Source organism: Synechococcus sp. FACHB-909 (assembly GCF_014698945.1).
Taxonomy (GTDB): Bacteria; Cyanobacteriota; Cyanobacteriia; order PCC-6307; family Cyanobiaceae; genus Cyanobium.
This window is the reverse complement of record NZ_JACJTY010000005.1, coordinates 142874-161379: the sequence shown is the minus strand read 5'-3', so window position 1 is coordinate 161379 and position 18506 is coordinate 142874. Positions and strand designations below refer to the sequence as shown.

Below are 18506 nucleotides of genomic sequence, written 5' to 3'. Positions count from 1 at the left end.
TTCAACTAATTTTATCTTGTTATGCGTTCTAGCGCATTAACTTCTGTGTGGCGGGCGGCGTGTCGGCTGGGGCCCGACCCAGGTTGGGACGAAGAGCATGGCCGTGAGATGGGCGAATCCGTAGCGAAACACCACCGCCACCACCAGGTTCTGATCGTGGGCGGCGGCTCCGCCGGGATCACCGTCGCCGCCCAGCTGCTGCGCGCCCGCCCCGGCCTGGACGTGGCGATCCTGGAGCCCGCCTCCGTTCACGCCTACCAGTCCGGCTGGATCCTGGCCGGTGCCGGCCTGCTCCCCTACGCCCAGACCCAGCGGCCCGAGGCCGCCGTGATCCCGGCCGGTGCCGTCTGGATCCGGGACAGCGCCGCCTCCTTCGAGCCGGAGGCCCGGCGGGTGATCACCGCGGCCGGGGTCGCCCTCAGCTACGAGGTGCTGGTGGTGGCCACGGGCCTGAAGCTCGACTGGAGCCGCATCCAGGGCCTGCCGCAGGCCCTCGGCCAGCACGGCGTCGTCAGCAACTACTCCCACCCCCACATCGCCACCACCTGGAAGGCGATCCGCGACTTCCGCGGTGGAACGGCCCTGTTCACCCATCCCGCCACACCGATCAAATGCGGCGGCGCCCCCCAGAAGGTGATGTACCTGGCCGACGACATCTTCCAGGCCACCAGTGGGGTGGGCGTGAACACGCATGTGATCTTCTGCAGCGCCCAGCCGAAGCTGTATCCGGTGGAGGCCTACAACGCCAGCGTTGAGCGCGTCGTGGAGCGCCGGGGGATTGAGACCCGCCTGCTCCACAACCTGATCGAGGTGCGCGCCGAGGAGCGGGTGGCCGTCTTTGAGGTGCTGGCCGAGGGGCGGGAGCCCAGGCGCGAGGAGATTCCATACGACCTGTTGCACGTGGTGCCGCCGATGGCGGCACCGGACGTGATCGCCAGCAGCCCCCTGGCGATCGCCGGGCCGGGGGGCTGGGTGGAAGTCGATCGATTCACCTGCCAGCACAAGCGCTACGGCGATGTGTTCGCCCTCGGCGACGTGAGTTCCCTGCCCACCGCCAAGAGCCTGGCGGCCGTGCGCGGCCAGGCGCCGGTGCTGGTGGCCAACCTGCTGGCCCACATCGATGGTCGGCCGTTGCTGGCCCACTACGACGGCTACACCGCCTGCCCCCTGATCACCAGCTTCCACGATGTGGTGATGGCGGAGTTCGACTACAGCCTGCAGCCGGTGAGTTCGTTCCTGGTGGATCCCACCAAGGAGCGCTGGAGCATGTTCCTGGTGGAAACACGGGCGTTCCCCTGGGTGTACTGGCACCGAGTGCTCAAGGGGCGCCTGCACGAAAGCCGCTTCCTCAAGCCGTTCGGGCCCCTGGTGCGCGCCCTCGGGCTGGCACGTCGCGGGCCTCCCTAGCCTGACCGTATGCGCCTGCTGCACACCTCCGACTGGCATCTGGGCCGCAGTTTTCACGGCGCCTCGCTGCTGGAGGAGCAGGAGGCGGCGATCGAGCGGATCGCCCAACTGGCGCGGGAGCATGCCGTCGATGCGGTGCTGATCGCCGGCGACCTCTACGACCGGGCCATCCCGCCGGCCGAGGCGGTGGACCTGTTCAACCGGGCCCTAGCCCAGCTGAGCCGTGATGGCACCGCCGTGGTGGCCATCGCCGGCAACCACGATTCCCATGTGCGGGTGTCGGTGTACGACCCGCTGCTCTCGGCCTTTGGGGTAACGGTGCGGGGCGACGTGGGCCGGGCCAGCGAGCCGGTGCTGGTGACACCCCGGGACGGCGGCACGCCAGTGGCCATCTATCCCCTGCCCTACCTGGAGCCGGCGGTGGTCGGGCCGGCCCTGGCCGGGGCACCGGTGCGCCTGCGCCACGAGGAGGTGACCCGCCTGGCCATCGAGCGGATCCACGCCGACCGCCGCGAACGGCCGCCGCACCGTTCGGTGCTGGTGGCCCACACCTTCGTGGCGGGCGGCGAGACGTCGGAATCAGAGCGGGAGCTCACCATCGGCAACGTCGACCGGGTGAGCGTGGCGGCCTTCGAGGGCTTCGATTACGTGGCCCTGGGCCACCTGCACGCCTCCCAGCAGCTGGACGGCGCCCGGGTGGCCTATTCGGGCACCCCCCTGGCCTATTCCTTCTCCGAGGAGCGGCACGTCAAGTCGGTGCGGATCGTGGAGCTGGCCGCCGACGGCACGCCCACCGTGGCGGTGGTGCCCCTGGGGGTGGGCCGGCGCCTGTGCACCCTGCGGGGGGCCATCGACGAGCTCTGCTCAGACCCTGCCCACGCCGCCGCCAGCGAGGCACGGGTGCGGGCGATCCTCACCGACGACACCCTGCCCCTGCAGGCCATGGCCCGGCTGCGGGCACGCTTCCCCCACATCGCCGAGCTGCGCCACGAGCCCCCCGACGTGGCCCGCGCCGGCGAGGCCGAGCGCCACCGCCAGGTGCGCCAGGCCCGTTCGCCGCTGGAGCTGGCCACCGCCTTCTTCACCGACCAGCAGGGCCAGCCGCCCAACGAGCCGGAGGCCGAGCTGCTGCGGGCGGCCCTGGCGGCGGCGGAACGGGGAGGGGAGCGGTGAAGCCGCACCGGCTCTCGATCGAGGCCTTCGGGCCCTACGCCGATCCGGTGGCGATCGACTTCGACGCCCTGGCCGCCGAGGGGCTGTTCCTGATCCACGGCACCACCGGCGCCGGCAAGACCTTCCTGCTCGATGCCCTCTGCTTCGCCTTGTACGGCGAGGTGTCCGGCGACCGCAGCGTCAAGGGGCTGCGCTCCGACCACGCCGCCCCCGGCGCCGTGCCCCGGGTGCGCCTGGAGTTCTCCTGCGGCGCCGCCCGCTACCGGGTGGAGCGCACCCCCGCCCACACCGCCCCGAAGGCCCGTGGCCAGGGCACCACCGAGAAGCCACCCCAGGCAGTCCTGTTCCGCCTGGACGCCGGGGCGCCGGAGCAGGCCGTGGCGGCGAAGACCACCGAGGTGACCCGGGAGGTGGAAGGCTTGGTGGGGCTAAGCGCCGCCCAGTTCCGCCAGGTGATCCTGCTGCCCCAGGGGCGCTTCGCCGAGGTGCTGCGGGCCAAGGCCGAGGAGCGCGAAGCCCTGCTCAAGACCCTCTTCGAGACGGAGATCTATGAGCGGGCCGGCTGGTGGCTGGAGGACCAGGCCCGCGCGGCGCGGAACCTGGCGCTGGATCAGGCCCGGGAGCAGGAGGTGCTGCGGCGCCGGGCGGCCGACGCCTGGGCCCCCCACGCCCCCGAGCCGCCGGAGGGGACCGAACCGCCGCCGCCCCCGGCCGACCAGGCCGGCCTCGAGACGCTGGTGGAGCGGATCGGAGGGGTGGTGCGGGGCACCGAAGCCACCCTGGAGGAGGCCTCTGCCAGCCTGACGGCGGCCCAGGCAAGCCAGGCGGCCCTGGCGGCGCAGGCGGACCGCTTCGACCGGCGCGCCGCCGCCACCACCCTTCTGGGCGAGCTGGAGGCCAAAAAGGAGACGGTGGAGGCGTACCGCCAGAAGCTCGCCCTGGCGGAGCAGGCCGAACGCCTTCGCCCCAGCCTGGTGGCCGAGCAGGGGGCACGCCGGTCCCTCGCCCTGGTGGAGCAGGGGCTTAAGGAGCAACTGCACGCCACACGCCAGGCCAGGGACGGCGCCCAGGCGCTGCCGCCGTCGCTGCTGGGGCTGGATCTGACGGCCCTGCCCAACGCCGAAGCCCTCGCGTCGGCCGGTGCCGACCTGGCCGCCCGGGGGGCCGAGGTGCGGGAGCTGGCGAAGAAGGCCGAAGAAGCCGCCCAGGCCGGGAGGGCCGCGGCCGCCGCCAGCCAGCGGGCCGGCGAGGCCGAGGCCGGACGGGCCACGGCCGTCGCCCGGCAGGAGCGGCTGGCGGCGGAGCAGGAGCGGGAACTGGCGCTGCTCGCCAAGGCGCGCAGCGCCCGCGACCAGCTCGAGGGCCTGCAGCGGGCCGCCCGGGAGGCCGAAGGCCGTGCCGTTGCCGCTGAAGCGATCGCCCCGGCCCGGGAGCGACAGCACGCGGCCGAGGCCGCCAGGAACGGCGCCGATCGCCAGGTCAACACGGCGGCCGCCGACCTCAACGAGCTGCGGCGGCGCCAGATCGATGGCATGGCCGCCCGGCTGGCCGGGGAGCTGGCCGCCGGAGCCCCCTGCCCTGTCTGCGGCGCCACCGACCACCCGGCACCGGCCCGGCCCTCGGCCGATGCTGTGGACGACGGGGCGATCGCCGCCGCGGAACGGACCCTGGCCGCGGCCACCCAGGCGGCGCAGGCGGCGGCGGTGGCCCTGGCCAACGCCCAGGCCGCCCTCGCCGCCGTGCTGGAGAAGGCGGGCGACGGCGCCGATCCGCACGCCGCCCGCCAGGCCGCCGGCAGCGCCGCTGCGGCCCACCAGGCGGCCCAGGGCCTGGCCGACGGTCTGCCGGCGCTGGAGCAGCGAACCGCTGATCGGGAGCAGCAGCGGCAGCAGCTGGCCAAGGCCATCGAGGCGGCCGCCACGGTGATCGCCCTGGAGCGCCGGGCCGCCGCCGAAGCCAGCCAGCGGCAGCGGGCCCTGGCAGAGCAGGTGGCGCGAGAGCTGGGGGAGGGGCTGGAGCCGGGTGCGGTGCTGCGGGCCTTCGGGCCCCTGGAGGCCGCCCTCAAGGCCCTGGTGGCCGGGGCCGGCGCCCACACCCGCGCCAGCAGCGAGCTGGAGCAGGCGGCCCGGCGGCTGGGCCAGGAGCTGGCCGCCTCACCGTTCGCCACGGCGGCGGACGCCGCGGCGGCCCTGCAGGAAGAGAGCTGGCGCCTGAAACTGGTCGAGCGGATCGCGGCCTACGAGGCGGCGGTGATCGAGCAGCGCAACCTCCTGGCCGCCCCCGATCTGGCCGATCTCCCCGAAGCGCGGCCCGACACCACCGCCGCCCGCGAGGCCGTGGCGCGCTCCGATGCCGCCCGCACCCGGGCCGTGGAGCGCCACAGCGAAGCCCGCGCCGCCCAGCGGGAGATCACCCGGCTCACCGCGGAGCACCGGGTCGGGGCCGCCGCTCTGGCGGCGAAGCAGGAGCGGGCCGAGCGGCTCAGCGCCGTGGCCAACCGCTGCCAGGGCAAGGCGGCCCCCTACATCTCCCTGCAGCGCTGGGTGCTCTCGGCCTACCTCGCCGATATCTGCGGCTACGCCAACCAGCGGCTCACCCTGATGACCTCGGGCCGCTACCAGCTGCGGCTCACCGACGAGGGCGGCCACGGCGGCCGCAAGGCCGGCCTGGGCCTGCGGGTGCTGGATGCCTACACCGGCGAGGAACGGGAGGTGAGCAGCCTCTCGGGCGGTGAAACATTCCAGGCCTCCCTGGCCCTGGCCCTCGGGGTGGCCGACACGGTGCAGGCCCACGCCGGCGGCGTGCCCCTGGAGGCCCTCTTCATCGACGAAGGCTTCGGCAGCCTCGACCCCGACAACCTGCAGCTGGCCATGGACGAACTCGACCGGCTGCGGGAAGGGGGCCGCATGATCGGCCTGATCAGCCACGTCGGCGCCCTGCGGGAGCGCATCCGCGGCGGCATCGAGGTGATCGCCGGCGAGCGCGGCTCGAGCCTGCGGGTGGGGGTCACGGCCTGACGCGACCTCCCTAGAGCAACCCCCGATGGCGCACGAACAGCTGCACCATCGCCCAGGAGCCCAGGGTCACCTTGACGGCCACCAGCACGTTGAGCAGGGGGATCCAGCTCCCCGAGGCCAGGGTGCCGAAGGTTCCGGCCGGCAGGGGGACCCCCGCGAGGGCGAAGGCGGAGAGGACCACGAAGGCGATCACGGCGGCCTTCTCCCAGAGGTCGGCGCGCCAGCGGCGGTAGAGGCGGTCGGAGAGCCGGGCCGAGCCGCTGATCAGCACCAGGCCGATGGCCGTGCCGCCGGCCACGCCCGCCGCGAACCCGCCCCCCGGGGACAGGTGGCCGCGCAGGGCCAGCTCCACCCCGATCAGGGCCGCCATGGTGGCGCCCAGCTGGCAGAGCACCACCGAGGGCGCGTCCTCGATGGCCCGGATGCTCGTCTTGGTGGGCTCCCCCGCCAGCAGGAAGCGCACCCCGATCGAGGCCAGGGTGAACACCACCACCTCGGCGATCGTGTCGTAGAGGCGGGTGTGCAGGATCACCCCCGACACCAGATTGGGCACGTCGGTCATGGCGGCCAGGGAGGCGATCACCGGGCCGATGGGGGGCGCCGGCGGCAGGGCCGCCCCCAGCGGGGCCAGGCAGAGGGCGGTGGCGGCCAGCAGGTAGAGCCAGGTCATGGCTCCTCCCGCAGCAGCAGTTCACCGCCGCTGCTCTGCCAGCGACGGAAGCCCTCGAGGGCCTGGAGACGCTCCGCCAGCCGGGGGTTGGTGAGCTCCAGCCGCAGGCCAGGGCCAAGCTGGCCGTGGCTCGCGTCGGCCTCGCCGGGCTCCTCCGGATCCGGCGGCACCAGTCGCAGCCGCAGCGACAGGGGCTCCAGCCAGTCGCGCAGCAGCGCCTGACTGGCGTCGCTGGGGGGATCGTCGGCCGGATAGGACAACCGCAGAGCCATCGAGGACCGCAGCGCCACCGCGTAGAGCGTGGTGGAGAGCAGGGTGCCCACCAGCGCCTCGGTGATCGCCACGTCCGGAGCGCCCAGCAGGGCGTAGATCAGGGTGGAGACCGACCCCAGGATGCCCCGCAGCACCAGGGTCTGGTAGGGATTCGACTGGCTCACCAGCAGCACGGCGGTGAGCGGCAGCAGGGCGGTGATCGGCAGGAGCAGATCCAGCTCCCCCACCAGGGACACGGTTCCGCTCACGGCTCCGGCTCCCAGCGGGAGGCCAGCGAGCAGGCGGCCAGCACGTAGCCGAAGATCGTGTTCCAGAGGATCAGCGCCACCAGGGCCAGCACCAGCAGGGGCCACTGGCCGGGGATCCGCAGCAGCAGGCCCAGCAGCATCAGCGCCGAGCCCAGGGTGTCGGCCACCGAGAGGGCATGCAGCTTGCTCAGGTAGCTGCGGCTCTCCAGCAGGGGCCAGGTGCCCCAGAACCAGAACACCAGTCCGGCCCCGAGCAGCAGCAAGCTGGCGTGATCGGCGAGAGCGGCGAGGGTCATCGCTCCGTCCCCCGCAACAGGTTGGCCAGCAGCAGCAGCCCGGCATTGCCGGCGCACAGGACGATCACACCGGCCAGGCCCAGCATCCGGTCGCCCCGCACCGCCGACACCACCAGGATGATCAGGGCCACCTTGCTGGCGACGCTGGAGAACGCCGCCAGCCGGTGCCAGACGTCCGACGGCCGGCAGGCCACCGCGATCGGGATCAGCAGGGCCAGCACCATCCCCCAGAGCAGCACCGTCATGGGGTCGGCCCTCCGGTGCGGCGGGGCGTCAGGGCGTGGATCCGGTAGCGGCGTCCGCCGTCCTCCAGGCCGAGCACGATCGTGAAGGGGGTGAGGGTGATGCGGAACACGTCCAGGAACACGAGCAGGGGGATGGTGCCGTCGGTGGTGGCCTCGCTGAGCTCCCCCTCCACCGGCTCGCGGCCGACGATCAGCCGCAGGGCCTCCAGGTAGGCCTGGGGCACGGCCAGCAGGCTGCGCCCCAGGGCCCGCAGCAGGGCACGCAGTGGCAGGGGCCTGGAGTGGGCGCGGGGCAGCAGCAGGGCCACCACCAGCCCGATCAGCAGGTTGATGCGGCTCAGGTCGGCGGTCAGCAGGCACCAGACCGCCAGGCGGAAGCCGGTGGTGAGCAGCAGAGGCAGCAGGCGTCTCATCGGATCCACACCAGCAGGCCGGCCCCCACCACACCCATGCCACCCACCAGATCGGGGAAGCCCTCCAGGTCGGGCAGCCGGAACCAGGGGCGGCGCCGCAGGGGCTGCAGCAGCCGGTGCAGCCCCTGCCCGGCCGCCAGCACCAGGGCCGCCTTGGCGGCCGCCGGCAGCAGTTGTGGGCTCCAGGTGCGGGTGGCCTCGGCGGCACCGAGCAGCACCAGCGCCAGCATCAGCAGGATCACCCCCGGCGACCAGGCCGGCTCCGGCGGGGTCATGGCCGCCGGCGGCGATGCCGGGGCCGCGGCCTGCAGAGGTGCGCCCCAGAGACGCGCGTAGACCGCCGCGGTGCCCACGGTGAGCAGGCTGAGCAGCAGGCCCGTGGGCTCCGGCAGGGCGCGATCCAGCCCCGACTTGGCGAAGAAGCCCAGCAGCGGCGGCACCCCCACGATCGAGAGGGAGCCGATCCACAGCGGGACCCACACGCCGGCAGCCAGGGGCCGGCCGGCCCAGCCGGCCAGGTCACGGCCGGGGAAGCGGCGGGCCACCAGGAACAGGGCGGCCTTGGCCAGCCCGTGGCCCAGGGCATAGAGCCCTCCGGCAGCGGGCACCAGCACCACCAGTCCCATCTGGGAGAGGGTGCTCCAGGCCAGCAGCCGCTTGGCATCCGCCTCCACCAGGGCGAACAACAGCCCCAGGCCGGCGCTGGCCACCCCGATCAGGGGCAGCACCGCCGCCAGGGCGGGCACCACGCCGCTCAGCCGCAGCAGGGGAACAACCCCGGCGGCCACCACCACGCCGGAGAGCAGGGCGGAGACCTCCGCCGGCGCCTCAGCATGGGTGCGGGGCAGCCACAGACCCGAGAGGAACAACCCGGCCTTGGTGAGCAGCCCGACCAGCAGCAGGGCCAGGGCGGCGGCACCGGCTCCGGCGACGGCCTCGAGCTGGAAACTGCCATGGGTCAGATAGACGACGGCGGCACCGACCAGGTAGAGGGTCATCACCGTGTTGCCGATCAGCAGGTAACGCAGGGCCAGCCAGAGGGAGCGCTCCGAGCGGCTGGCCAGGATCAGCAGGAAGGCGCTGATCCCCACCACCTCCAGGGTCACGTAGAGGCTCACCAGATCGACCGCCACGAAGGCGGAGGCCAGGCCGCCGTGGAGCACCATCAGCAGCAGCAGGAAGGGGCCGGGCAGGGTCCGGCGCCAGCCGTCGAGCACCACCGCGCCGCAGACCAGGGCATTGAGGAGCAGGAACGGCGCCGCCAGGCCATCGGGCTGCAGCTCGACGCCGTAGGGGCCGAGCAGGCTGAGGCTCGCCGGCAGGGCGCCGGACTGGATCGCCACCGCCACAGCGCCGGTGGCCAGGCAGCAGACCAGGGCCAGCCAGCGGGCCAGGGGGGGCAGCAGGGCAGCCAGAAACGCCGCCGAGTAGGGCAGCAGCAGCCAGCCGATCAGGAGGGTCTGGCCGGAGAGGGGCGCCATCAGCGCCGCCCCCCGGCATCGAGGCGACCGGCATCGAAGCTGGCCAGATCGAGGCTGGGGTCGACGCGGGCCAGGCGGGTGATCACCACCAGCAGCAGGGCCTGGATGGAGAGACCGATCACGATCGCCGTGAGGATCACGGCCTGGGGGATCGGGTCGGCCATGGGCACCGGGGCCGCAACCGCCCCGGGGGCGAGGGGCGCCGCCAGGATCGGGCTCTGCAGTCCGGAGCGGGCGGCGACAAGCACGAACAGGGCCACCACGGCGGACCCCATCACGTCCATGGCCAGCACCTTGAGGAACAGGTTGCGGCGCAGCAGCAGGCCGACGAACCCCACCAGCACCGCCACCAGGATCAGGAGCTCAAGCAGCCGAAAGGGATCCATCGGACCTTGTATACCGGAGGACGGCCGGGACACGGAGCGGGATGGTAGCCGTTGCTTCCGGACGCCGACGGTCGGCGCCAGCCCTCAGGCGGAGGTGTGGAACTGGTCCGCCAGCAGGCGGCGCTGGTACTCCACCGACAGGGCCTCGAGGTGGGAGCGGGCCTGCTCCTGAAGGCCTGGATCCAGCTGGTCGAGCACCAGACCCTTGGGCACCCCCATCCGCATCACCAGCGCCAGGGCATCGAAGATGCGCACCTGGTCGCCCTGCCAGCCCTGGTACTCGGCGGCGAGGGCCATCAGGGCCTCCCCCGAGGCCTGGCCTTCGATCACCCGGGGCCGCAGCTCCTGCACCTGGGCCAGCCGGGCGGAGCTGATCAGGGCATGGGCGGCGCCCAGGGCCGCCAGGGAATCGGCGGCTTCCCGCTTGAGCACGGTCATGTCCCGGCTGAGCACGGCGGTCTCCACCGACAGGGGCTCCCGCACCCCGGGGCAGAGGGCGGCGACCCGATCGACCGGTGGAGCAGGTGGAGCGGGCGGGCGGACCGGCGCCGGGGCCAGGGGCGGGCTGCTGACGGCCAGCGGGGGCGGCGATGGCTCCTGCCACAGGGCGGTGGCCGCCGCCCGCAGGCGCCGTGCCAGCCATTGCCTGACGTTGGTTGCAAGGCTTGCCATGGACGTGGGCCGATGAGTGATTTCAATCTGCCCCTCATTCACCGGCGGGGAAGACGGCAAACTCACCCGCCGGGCGACGGATTGCCGGCCCTTCCGGAGATCAGCGCGGCAGCACCAGGGCATCGGCATCGGTGATGCGGGCGCTTGCCAGAGTCAGGGCGGATTGCAGCCGACGCCACCACGATGACCCGAGCCCTGCAACCGTTGCGCTCCCCCCGCCAGGGCCCGCTGGTCCGGCGGTCCCTGGCCCTGCTGATGGCCCTGGGCCTGGCGCTGTCCATCGGCCTGGCGGTGCTCCAGCCCCACCCCACGGCCGCAGCGACAGCCGCCGCAGAGGCCCCCGCCCTGGGCGGCCACGGCCCCGCCCCGGCGGACCCGGCCAGCGCCGGCAGCTTCCGCCTCGGCACGGTGCGGATCCTGGGGGTGCCCGTCATCACCGTGGCCTCATCGGCGGTGGGTTCCGGCAGCGACAGCGGGCCGGAGGCCGCCGAGCGGGCCCGGGTGATCGAGGGCAACCTGAGCCAGCTCTACGAACCCAGCAATCCCTGCACGCCGGGGGAACGGCTCGGTGAGGCGCTGCTGGATCACCTCAGCGTCGAGGGGACCAAGGCCGCCTGTGACCCCAACCATCTGGGGCTGCAGGGGCCACCGGAGGCCCTGCGGGTGGTGGTGCTGCGGGAGCCCGGTGGAGGGCAGCGGCTGGCGGCCAAGGTGCCCGGCCGCGCCAGCCCCTTCCCTCTGCTCACGGTCACCGAGCAGGACGCCGCGTTCAACGGGCTGCCGGCCGATGCCCTGGCCGAACGGTGGCGCGGTCTGCTGGAACGCCGCCTGCGCAGCGCCCGGGGCGTGTTCGGCGAGGAGCAGCTCGACGGGCGCCTGCGGACCGCCCTGGTGTCCCTGGCCGCACTGGCCCTGCTGATGGTTCTGGCGGTGGCGTCGTGGCGCTTCAGCCAGCGCTCGCTGCCCCGCCTGCAACGGCGCGTCGCCGAGGGGTCGGGACGCTTCGATCGCCTGCTGCTCCAGCTCACCCACACCGTCAGCCGGCTGCTGACGGCGTTGGTGCTGCTGCTGGGGGTGGCGATGGGCGCCGTGCTGCTGCTGGCCTGGCCCGGCCAGATCCCGGCCGCCATCGATGTGCTGCTCCAGCCCGTGGTGGTGCTGATGAAAGCGCTGGCGCTGGCGGCCGTGGCCGTGGTGGCGCGGGGCCTGGTGGGGCTGCTGCTGGCCCAGTGGGCCAGCCATCTGGCCGTGAACCCCGATCACCGGGCCCGACGCCGGCAGCGCTACCTGAGCCTGCTGCGGGTGCTGGGCCGGCTGGTGAACCTGGTCTGCCTGCTGCTGTTCGCGATCTGGACGGTGCTCGGGATCCCCGTGTTGCGGGACCTCTCCAGCAATGCCGTCCTGGCCAGTGGGGCCGTGCTCGGCGCCCTGGCGCTGGTGTTCCAGGGGTTGCTGCGGGATTTCGTCGCCGGGCTGGTGCTGCTGCTCGACGACCGCTACGCCATCGGCGATGTGGTGGAGATCGGTGGTCGCTCCGGCGAGGTGGTGGATGTGGGGGTGCTGAGCACAGAACTGCGCTGCGCCGATCAGCGGGTGGTGGTGGTGCCCAACAGCCACTGCGAGCAGGTGGTGAACCACACGAAGCTGCGCTCGGGGGCGGAGGTGACCGTGCTGCTGTCGCGCAGCCTCACTGATCTGGCGGGCGCCATGGCCCTGATCGCCGAGGAACTGGCCGCCTTCGGCGCCGATCCGCGCTGGGCCCCGAAGCTGCTGGAGCCACCCCGCCTGCTGGGCATCGACGCGATGACGGAGGACGACCTGCAGGTGAAGGCCCTGCTGATCACCGAGGCGGGCCAGCAGGGTCCAGCCCGGCGGGAACTGCTGGGGCGGCTGGTGCAGCGGCTGCAGGGCTGGCCGCAGCAACAGGGCAAGCCCTGAAGGATCCCGTTTCTAGGATCGCCTTCACGTACCAGCCCGATCGGGCCCTTTGCCATGGCCCCGTTCCCCTCCCTTCCCGGCACGGATCTCCGCCTCGGCCGCCGGCAGGTGCTGCTGGGAGGCGCGGCCGCCGGCTTCGCCCTGGCGGTGCGGCCGGTGGCGGCGTCCACCGTCACCACCTCCACCCAGGGGCTGACGGCCGGCTGGGTGTCGGTGCCGGGGGCGGATGGCGCCATCAAGGCCTACCGGGCCCGCCCCGCCAAGGGTTCGGGCTTCCCGGTGGTGCTGGTGGTGCAAGAGATCTTCGGCATCCATGCCTACATCCAGGACGTCTGCAAGCGCCTGGCCCAGCTGGGCTACCTGGCCATCGCCCCGAGCCTGTTCGATCGCCAGGGCGATGTGACCGTGCTGCCCGACATCCCCTCGATCCTGCCGCTGGTGGCGACGGTGCCCGATGCCCAGGTGATGGCTGATCTGGATGCCACCGCTGCCTGGGTGGCCGCCAGCGGCGAAGGGGACGTGGCACGGCTCGGCATCACCGGCTTCTGCTGGGGCGGGCGGATCACCTGGCTCTATGCCGCCCACAACCCGAAGCTGAAGGCCGGGGTGGCCTGGTACGGCCGGCTGGTGGGCACGGCCAACAATCTCCAGCCCGTCTATCCGATCGATGTGATTCCCAAGCTCAAAGCCCCGGTGCTGGGGCTCTATGCCGGCGAGGACGACGGCATTCCGAATGAGTCGGTGGAGCGGATGCAGGCGGCCCTGAAGGCGGCCGGCAGCCCCAGCCGCATCGAGGTGTTCCCGGGCGTCCCCCACGGCTTCCACGCCGACTACCGCCCCACCTACCGCGCCGCCGCCGCGGCCGCCGGCTGGACGCAGATGCGGGCCTGGTTCCGCGCCAACGGCGTGGTGTGAAGGCAGGCGGCCGGGGGCTCAGGCCCGGTTGAGGTGCTCCTCGGCGGCGGCGGCCAGGGACTCACTCCAGTGGTCGACCTGGCTCTGCTCGGCTGCCTCCACCATCACCCGCAGCAGCGGCTCGGTGCCGCTGGCCCGCACCAGCACCCGGCCGTGGCCCTCCATGGCCGCCTCCGCCTCGGCCACCGCCAGCCGCAGCGGTTCGCAATCTTCCCACTGCTGGCGCCGCTGGCGGTCGGGCACGGTGACGTTCACCAGCCGCTGGGGGTAGGGCTGGAAGCTGCCGTCCATCCACTCGGCCAGCTTCAGGCCGCCACCGTGGATCAGGGTGGCCACCTGCAGGGCGGTGAGCAGGCCGTCGCCGCTCATGCCGTGCCGCGCCGAGAGGATGTGCCCCGACTGCTCGCCCCCCAGGCCGGCCCCCAGGGCCTCCATGGCGGCGTGCACGTGCTGATCGCCCACGTCGGTGCGCTCCAGCACCCCGCCGCTGGCCTGCCAGGCCCGCTCGAAGCCCAGGTTCGACATCACCGTCGCCACCAGGCGGTCGTCGGGCAGCTGGCCCTCGCGGCGCAGGGCGGAGCCCCACAGATAGAGGGTGTGGTCGCCGTCCACCACCCGGCCGCGGCCGTCCACCGCCAGCATCCGGTCGGCGTCGCCGTCGAAGGCGAAGCCCATGTCGGCGCCGCTCTCCAGCACCGCCCGCTTCAGGGGCTCCAGGTGGGTGCTGCCGCAGCCCTGGTTGATGCGCTCGCCATCCGGCTCGCCGTGCAGCACCAGCACCTCCGCCCCCAGGGAGCGGAACAGCTCCTCGCCGCAGGCGGTGGCCGACCCCCAGCAGAGGTCGAGCACCACACGAGCGCCATCGAGGCTCTGGCCGCCGGTGCTGGCCCGCAGAGACTCCACATAGGCCGCCAGCAGGTCGGTCCGAGGAACTTCCCGGCCGCTGCCCGCCAGCGGCGGCAGGGCGGTGCGGCCCTGGAGTCCGGCTTCGATCGCCTGCTGGCGGGCGGCCACGAGCTTGGCTCCGGTGGCGCCGAACACCTTGATGCCGTTGTCGTGGGGGGGGTTGTGGCTGGCCGAGACCATCAGGCCGCCGGCGGCCCCCTGGCGCCGGATCGTGCCCGGCACCGCCGGCGTGGGGCACAGCCCCAGCTGCCACACCTCGCGGCCGGCGGCCATCAGGCCGGCGCTGAGGGCCGCCACCAGCATCGGCCCGCTGCGGCGCGAGTCGGTGCCGATCACCACCGGCCCGTCGGCCTGGAGCACCACGCCGGTCCAGTAGCCCACCTGCAAGGCCAGGGCGGGGGTGACGCTGGTGCCGACGCGGCCGCGGATGCCGTCGGTGCCGAAGCGGGCCATGCCATCGGCCAGGGGGGCCCCGAGGGGGAACCCCGCCGGATGCGAAGCCGCTTCTCCCATGCCGCTGCCACCACTGGGGAGCAGGCTACGCGCCGTGCCAGGAGGGGCTCAACGCCAGCGGGGCGGCCACCAGCGCCAGCGCAGCAGTTCGGCGGTGGCCCAGAGCAGCAGCAGGCCCAGGCACCAGCCCGGCAGCAGCCGGACGGGCCAGAGCGGCCGCAGCAGCAGGGCGAGCAGGGCCACGGCGCTCACCACCACGGCGCGGCGGCGCTGGCCCGCCCCGGGCAGGCGGTCGAACAGCGGCGGCAGGGCGGGGAGGGAGGGCAGTCGCACCGGGGGCGGCGCAGGCGGATGCCCAGAATGCCCCGGACGCCGTCCCCCGGCCATTGGCCCGACTCCCGCTGCTGCTGTCCCTCTCCTGCCTGGGCACCGGCCTGGCACTGGTGGGGGGCCGGGCCCTGCTGGCGCGCCAGCCGGCGCCCACCCCCGCCACCGCCACCGACCGGCTGGAGTGGCTGCAGCACTGGGATGCCGATCCCTGGCGGCGCCGGGAGGCCAGCCTGCTGCTGGCGGCCCGCAGCAAGGATCCCCAGGCGCAGCGCCAGTGGCTGCGGGGCCAGGGCTGGGGTCCCGATCCCCTGGCCGCCCTGGTGCTGAAGCAGGACGCCCTGGCCGCCGCGGCCCTCGGACGCCCCGAAACCGCCCAGGCCCTGTGGCGCCAGCTGCAGCGGCGCTTCCCCGGCGATCCGGCCAGCGCCGATGCCCTCTACGCCCTCGGCGGCGACGATCCGGCCAAACGCCGGCAACTGCTGCAGCGCTTCCCGGCCCACCCCGCGGCCCTGGCCGCCGCCCTCGCCGCCGGACCTGAGGCGGCCGAACGACGACGCGGCGCCCTGCACCTGGCCCGCTGGGGCGCCCGCTGGCCCGGCGCCGAAGCCCGCCTGCGGCAGGTCTGCAAGGAGGACCGCCCGGACCTGAGCGCCCAGCAGCGGGGGCAGCTGGCGGAGGGCCTGGCCGAACTGGGCGATGCCGAGGGCGCCCTGGGCTGCCTGGGCCCCACGCTCAACGGCCTGGGGGCCAGCGGCCGGCTGAGCCTGGGCCGGGCCCTGCTGGCGGGGAACGAGCAGCAGCAGGGCCAGGCGGAGCGGCTGCTGCTGGATCTGGTCCGCAGCGCCCCCACCACGCCCGAGGCCGAGGCGGCCGTCCGCCTGCTGGCCCAGCAGGGCAGCCCCGCCGCCGCCGCCTCCCTGGCCCGGCTGCCGCCCCGCTGGCGCGACAGTGCCCCGGTGCTGGCCCGGCGGATCCAGGAGGCCGAACCCAAGGGAGACGGCCCCCATCCCGCCACCGACGCCGCCGCCCTCGATCTGCTGCGCCGCTGGCCCCTCGACCCCGCCAGCCGCACGCTGCAGTGGGATCTCGTGCGGGAGCGGCTGCTGGCCGGCCGCTGGCGGGCAGCCAAGGCCCTGCTGGAGGCCATCCCGACCGATCAGCTGCCGCCACCCCTGGCCGCCCGCCAGAGCTTCTGGATCGGTTTCGTGCAGCAGCAGCTCGGCGACGGCGCCGCCGCCCGGGCCACCTGGGAGGCGCTGCTGCGCCGCCATCCGGGCGGTTACTACGGCTGGCGTGCCGCGGTGCGCCTGGGCCAGGGGGATCTGCAGTTGGGCGCCGGGCCCCACCTGCCGGCCGGTGCCGACGGCCCGGGAGGGGGCAGCGGCTGGCGGCCCCTCGCCAGCGGCGACGGGACCCTCGATCGGCTCTGGCGGCTGGACCAGCGCACCGAGGCCTGGGAGACCTGGCGCCACCGCCGCGGGCGCCGCGCCCCGGAGGGCAGCCGGGAGCTGCTGCTGGAGGGGCGGCTGCGCCAGGGGGTCGGCGACGACTGGACCGGCTTCGGCCTGCTGGAGCAGGCCACCCTGAAGCTCGACGGCAACCAGTGCGCCCTGGAGCGGGAACTGGAGCGCAGCCTGCATCCGCTGCGTTTCGAGGCGGCCTTCCAGGCCGCCGCCAACCAGGGCGGGCTGCCGATGGAGCTGCTGCTGGGGGTGGCCAAGCAGGAGTCGCGCTTCACACCTGCGGTGCGCTCGCCGGTGGGGGCCACGGGCCTGATGCAGCTGATGCCGGAGACCGCCGCCGAGCTGGCCGGTGGGCCGGTGCCGGAGTCGGTGCTGGAGGACCCGGCCGGCAACGCCAGCCTCGGCAGCCGCTACCTGGCGAAAATGCTGCGCCAGTGGGACGGCGACCCCCTGCTGGCGGTGGCCAGCTACAACGCCGGGCCCGGCGCCGTGGCCGGCTGGGTGAACCCCCAGCTGCGCAGCGACCCGGAACTGTGGGTGGAGGCGATCCCCTACCCCGAAACCCGCCTGTACGTGAAGAAGGTGCTGGGCAACGTCTGGAGCTACCAGCAGGGCAGCGAACCGGGCTGCTGAATCAGCGCACCAGCAGGCGGCCGAAGTTGGCGCCGCCGAGCACCAGCAGGGTGAGCACCCCGGCCAGCACCAGCGGCGGCGGCACCACCCGCACCCGCAGCAGATCGAGCCGGGCCAGCAGCACCGCCGAGCCCATGATCAGCACGTTGGCCAGCACGTTGAGGTGCAGCAGGTAGAGGCCGCCGACGGTGACCAGCAGCAGGGTGACCACCAGGCTCACCACCCGACTGGCGGCCATCACCATCGACAGCTGCCGGATCACCAGGTCGGGCATGGTGCAGACGAACACGATCAACATCGCCTGCAGGCACTCGGCCGACCAGACCAGGGTGGTGAGTTCCTGCATCTGGGTGCCGCCGGTCTCGAGGGCATGGCTCCAGTGCATGCCCTGGTAGGTGCTGACCCCCATCAGCACCAGCAGCATCGGCGCCTGCAGCGGCAGCAGCATGAGCCGGAAGATGTCCTTCATGGCTGCAGCACCAGGGTGATGGCCTCCAGCGGGCAGCTGGGGATGCACTGCTCGCACACCAGGCAGCGGGAGGCCTCGAAGTGGAGCCGCTGGGTCACCGGTGTGTAGTGGAGAGCCCCGCTGGGGCAGACGCTGGAGCAGATGCCGCAGTCGACGCAGCGCTCCGGATCGATGCGGATCTCACCGGGGGCGCGGTTGAGCCCCAGCCCCTGGATCTCCAGCCAGTCTTCGGCCGCATCGAGCTCGTCGATGTCGCCGGAGAGCTCCACCACCATGGTGCCGCTCTGGTTGGGGGCGATCTGGGCCCGCAGGATCTTGGCGGCGATGTCGAAGTCGACCGCGAGGCGGTAGGTGATCGGCTGGTGCACCGCCTCGGAGGGGAAATGGAGAGTGAGGCGCCGTTTCACCGCTCCAGGCCGGGAAAGCTGACGCTAGCAACGATGTCCGGGGCCAGCCCCCGCCCGCAGGTGCCCGGTGGGAGGGGCGACGCTGCCAGAGTGGGCGCCGTTCCGTGTCGCCGTCGCCCATGGCCCCGTCGGGCAGTCCCCCCCCCTCCGCCCTCGGCCGCACCGAGCGGATGGTGCTGGCGGCCGTGGCGGCCGTGCTGGTGGTGCTGATGGTGTGGCTGCGGGGCGGCCTGCATCCGGAAGCGCCCCTGGAGCGCCTCGCCCGCCAGTCGCCCGAGTTCAACGTGGCCCTGGCCGACGGCCGGCCCACCCTGGTGGAGTTCTACGCCGACTGGTGCGAGGCCTGCCGCTCGATGGCGCCGGCGATGGAGCGGATCGAGCGCCAGCAGCACGGCCGGATGGATGTGGTGCTGCTCAATGTCGACAATCCCCGCTGGCAGCCGGAGCTGGAGCGCTACGACGTCAACGGCATCCCCCAGCTGGAGCTCTTCGACGCCGCCGGCGCCCCCGTGGGTCGCTCGCTCGGCGCCCGCTCCGGCGCCGAACTCGAGGCCCTCACCACCGCCCTGGTCGACGGCCAGCCCCTGCCCCTGCTGGCGGGGGTGGGGGCGGTGAGCAGCCTGCCGGAGGCGGCCGGAACCGAGGGTGCCGCTCCCCCGGCGGCCGCCCTGCCCAGCCCCCAGGCCGGCCCCCGCAGCCACGGCTGATCCC

Annotated in this window: 19 protein-coding genes; 7 read left to right on the top strand and 12 right to left on the bottom strand. The window is 73.8% G+C overall.

What is annotated here, in order from left to right; translation table 11 throughout:
• Positions 1-108 precede the first annotated feature (108 nt).
• From H6G99_RS09845 to H6G99_RS16580, 3 genes are read left to right on the top strand one after another with little or no spacing between them, the layout of a single operon-like run.
• Positions 109-1407 carry an NAD(P)/FAD-dependent oxidoreductase gene (locus H6G99_RS09845; protein ID WP_190611330.1) on the top strand — a complete coding sequence of 433 codons (1299 nt, stop codon included), beginning with the start codon at positions 109-111 and terminating at the stop codon, positions 1405-1407.
• Positions 1408-1416: 9 nt separating this feature from the next.
• On the top strand, positions 1417-2580 hold the full coding sequence (locus H6G99_RS09840) for an exonuclease SbcCD subunit D (RefSeq protein ID WP_190611329.1): 1164 nt from the start codon (positions 1417-1419) through the stop codon (positions 2578-2580).
• Positions 2577-5597: an AAA family ATPase gene (locus H6G99_RS16580; protein ID WP_190611327.1), complete on the top strand. Its 3021-nt coding sequence runs from the start codon at positions 2577-2579 to the stop codon at positions 5595-5597. Before H6G99_RS09840 ends, H6G99_RS16580 begins: the two co-directional genes overlap by 4 nt.
• A 10-nt stretch (positions 5598-5607) precedes the next feature.
• Here the strand turns inward: H6G99_RS16580 and H6G99_RS09830 are convergent, their stop codons facing one another.
• The 8 genes from H6G99_RS09830 to H6G99_RS09795 all read right to left on the bottom strand — a co-directional run bounded on the left by H6G99_RS09830 (position 5608) and on the right by H6G99_RS09795 (position 10281).
• Positions 5608-6267, bottom strand: coding sequence for a Na(+)/H(+) antiporter subunit B (locus H6G99_RS09830; RefSeq protein ID WP_190611325.1), 660 nt, complete (start codon positions 6265-6267; stop codon positions 5608-5610).
• Positions 6264-6788 (bottom strand): hydrogenase subunit MbhD domain-containing protein, encoded by a 525-nt coding sequence (locus tag H6G99_RS09825; protein ID WP_190611324.1) that lies wholly within the window; start codon positions 6786-6788, stop codon positions 6264-6266. Before H6G99_RS09825 ends, H6G99_RS09830 begins: the two co-directional genes overlap by 4 nt.
• Positions 6785-7084 carry a monovalent cation/H(+) antiporter subunit G gene (locus H6G99_RS09820; protein ID WP_190611323.1) on the bottom strand — a complete coding sequence of 100 codons (300 nt, stop codon included), beginning with the start codon at positions 7082-7084 and terminating at the stop codon, positions 6785-6787. Before H6G99_RS09820 ends, H6G99_RS09825 begins: the two co-directional genes overlap by 4 nt.
• The gene (locus H6G99_RS09815) at positions 7081-7329 is read right to left on the bottom strand and encodes a hypothetical protein (RefSeq protein ID WP_015109571.1); all 249 of its coding nucleotides are present in this window, start codon (positions 7327-7329) and stop codon (positions 7081-7083) included. The genes H6G99_RS09820 and H6G99_RS09815 overlap by 4 nt, the downstream gene beginning before the upstream one ends.
• The gene (locus H6G99_RS09810) at positions 7326-7742 is read right to left on the bottom strand and encodes a Na+/H+ antiporter subunit E (RefSeq protein ID WP_286191090.1); all 417 of its coding nucleotides are present in this window, start codon (positions 7740-7742) and stop codon (positions 7326-7328) included. The genes H6G99_RS09815 and H6G99_RS09810 overlap by 4 nt, the downstream gene beginning before the upstream one ends.
• Positions 7739-9223, bottom strand: a complete 1485-nt coding sequence (locus tag H6G99_RS09805; protein ID WP_190611322.1) for a proton-conducting transporter transmembrane domain-containing protein — start codon at positions 9221-9223, stop codon at positions 7739-7741. Before H6G99_RS09805 ends, H6G99_RS09810 begins: the two co-directional genes overlap by 4 nt.
• On the bottom strand, positions 9223-9609 hold the full coding sequence (locus H6G99_RS09800) for an NADH-quinone oxidoreductase subunit K (protein ID WP_190611321.1): 387 nt from the start codon (positions 9607-9609) through the stop codon (positions 9223-9225). The genes H6G99_RS09805 and H6G99_RS09800 overlap by 1 nt, the downstream gene beginning before the upstream one ends.
• 84 nt (positions 9610-9693) lie before the next feature.
• Positions 9694-10281 (bottom strand): hypothetical protein, encoded by a 588-nt coding sequence (locus H6G99_RS09795; protein ID WP_190611319.1) that lies wholly within the window; start codon positions 10279-10281, stop codon positions 9694-9696.
• Between the two features lie 183 nt (positions 10282-10464).
• Between H6G99_RS09795 and H6G99_RS09790 the strand changes: the two genes are divergently transcribed.
• Together H6G99_RS09790 and H6G99_RS09785 are read left to right on the top strand one after the other, a co-directional pair.
• The gene (locus tag H6G99_RS09790) at positions 10465-12219 is read left to right on the top strand and encodes a mechanosensitive ion channel family protein (RefSeq protein ID WP_190611318.1); all 1755 of its coding nucleotides are present in this window, start codon (positions 10465-10467) and stop codon (positions 12217-12219) included.
• A 54-nt stretch (positions 12220-12273) separates the two neighbouring features.
• Complete coding sequence (locus H6G99_RS09785; protein ID WP_190611316.1) at positions 12274-13134, top strand: dienelactone hydrolase family protein; 861 nt, start codon at positions 12274-12276, stop codon at positions 13132-13134.
• An 18-nt stretch (positions 13135-13152) separates the two neighbouring features.
• Here H6G99_RS09785 and glmM read toward each other — a convergent pair whose 3' ends face one another.
• Both glmM and H6G99_RS09775 read right to left on the bottom strand, forming a co-directional pair.
• On the bottom strand, positions 13153-14553 hold the full coding sequence (glmM, locus tag H6G99_RS09780; protein ID WP_502707679.1) for a phosphoglucosamine mutase: 1401 nt from the start codon (positions 14551-14553) through the stop codon (positions 13153-13155).
• Positions 14554-14601: 48 nt separating this feature from the next.
• The gene (locus H6G99_RS09775) at positions 14602-14826 is read right to left on the bottom strand and encodes a hypothetical protein (protein ID WP_094587451.1); all 225 of its coding nucleotides are present in this window, start codon (positions 14824-14826) and stop codon (positions 14602-14604) included.
• A 53-nt stretch (positions 14827-14879) separates the two neighbouring features.
• Here H6G99_RS09775 and H6G99_RS09770 point away from each other — a divergent pair, with 53 nt between their 5' ends.
• Positions 14880-16919, top strand: a complete 2040-nt coding sequence (locus tag H6G99_RS09770; protein ID WP_190611315.1) for a lytic transglycosylase domain-containing protein — start codon at positions 14880-14882, stop codon at positions 16917-16919.
• A 1-nt stretch (position 16920) separates the two neighbouring features.
• Here the strand turns inward: H6G99_RS09770 and H6G99_RS09765 are convergent, their stop codons facing one another.
• Together H6G99_RS09765 and H6G99_RS09760 are read right to left on the bottom strand one after the other, a co-directional pair.
• A complete protein-coding gene (locus H6G99_RS09765) occupies positions 16921-17388 on the bottom strand; it encodes a hypothetical protein (RefSeq protein ID WP_190611314.1) in 468 nt (155 codons plus the stop codon).
• Complete coding sequence (locus H6G99_RS09760; RefSeq protein ID WP_190611312.1) at positions 17385-17795, bottom strand: NIL domain-containing protein; 411 nt, start codon at positions 17793-17795, stop codon at positions 17385-17387. Before H6G99_RS09760 ends, H6G99_RS09765 begins: the two co-directional genes overlap by 4 nt.
• 119 nt (positions 17796-17914) lie before the next feature.
• Between H6G99_RS09760 and H6G99_RS09755 the strand changes: the two genes are divergently transcribed.
• Complete coding sequence (locus tag H6G99_RS09755) at positions 17915-18502, top strand: thioredoxin domain-containing protein (RefSeq protein WP_190611311.1); 588 nt, start codon at positions 17915-17917, stop codon at positions 18500-18502.
• Positions 18503-18506: the final 4 nt, after the last annotated feature.

Coding starts and splice junctions, on each gene's coding strand:
- H6G99_RS09810 (WP_286191090.1), bottom strand. CDS start 7,742: ATGAGACGCCTGCTGCCTCTGCTGCTCACCACCGGCTTCCGCCTGGCG.
- H6G99_RS09765 (WP_190611314.1), bottom strand. CDS start 17,388: ATGAAGGACATCTTCCGGCTCATGCTGCTGCCGCTGCAGGCGCCGATG.
- H6G99_RS09830 (WP_190611325.1), bottom strand. CDS start 6,267: ATGACCTGGCTCTACCTGCTGGCCGCCACCGCCCTCTGCCTGGCCCCG.
- H6G99_RS09845 (WP_190611330.1), top strand. CDS start 109: ATGGGCGAATCCGTAGCGAAACACCACCGCCACCACCAGGTTCTGATC.
- glmM (WP_502707679.1), bottom strand. CDS start 14,553: ATGGGAGAAGCGGCTTCGCATCCGGCGGGGTTCCCCCTCGGGGCCCCC.
- H6G99_RS09790 (WP_190611318.1), top strand. CDS start 10,465: ATGACCCGAGCCCTGCAACCGTTGCGCTCCCCCCGCCAGGGCCCGCTG.
- H6G99_RS09755 (WP_190611311.1), top strand. CDS start 17,915: ATGGCCCCGTCGGGCAGTCCCCCCCCCTCCGCCCTCGGCCGCACCGAG.
- H6G99_RS09840 (WP_190611329.1), top strand. CDS start 1,417: ATGCGCCTGCTGCACACCTCCGACTGGCATCTGGGCCGCAGTTTTCAC.
- H6G99_RS09800 (WP_190611321.1), bottom strand. CDS start 9,609: ATGGATCCCTTTCGGCTGCTTGAGCTCCTGATCCTGGTGGCGGTGCTG.
- H6G99_RS09820 (WP_190611323.1), bottom strand. CDS start 7,084: ATGACCCTCGCCGCTCTCGCCGATCACGCCAGCTTGCTGCTGCTCGGG.
- H6G99_RS09795 (WP_190611319.1), bottom strand. CDS start 10,281: ATGGCAAGCCTTGCAACCAACGTCAGGCAATGGCTGGCACGGCGCCTG.
- H6G99_RS09785 (WP_190611316.1), top strand. CDS start 12,274: ATGGCCCCGTTCCCCTCCCTTCCCGGCACGGATCTCCGCCTCGGCCGC.
- H6G99_RS09815 (WP_015109571.1), bottom strand. CDS start 7,329: ATGACGGTGCTGCTCTGGGGGATGGTGCTGGCCCTGCTGATCCCGATC.
- H6G99_RS09805 (WP_190611322.1), bottom strand. CDS start 9,223: ATGGCGCCCCTCTCCGGCCAGACCCTCCTGATCGGCTGGCTGCTGCTG.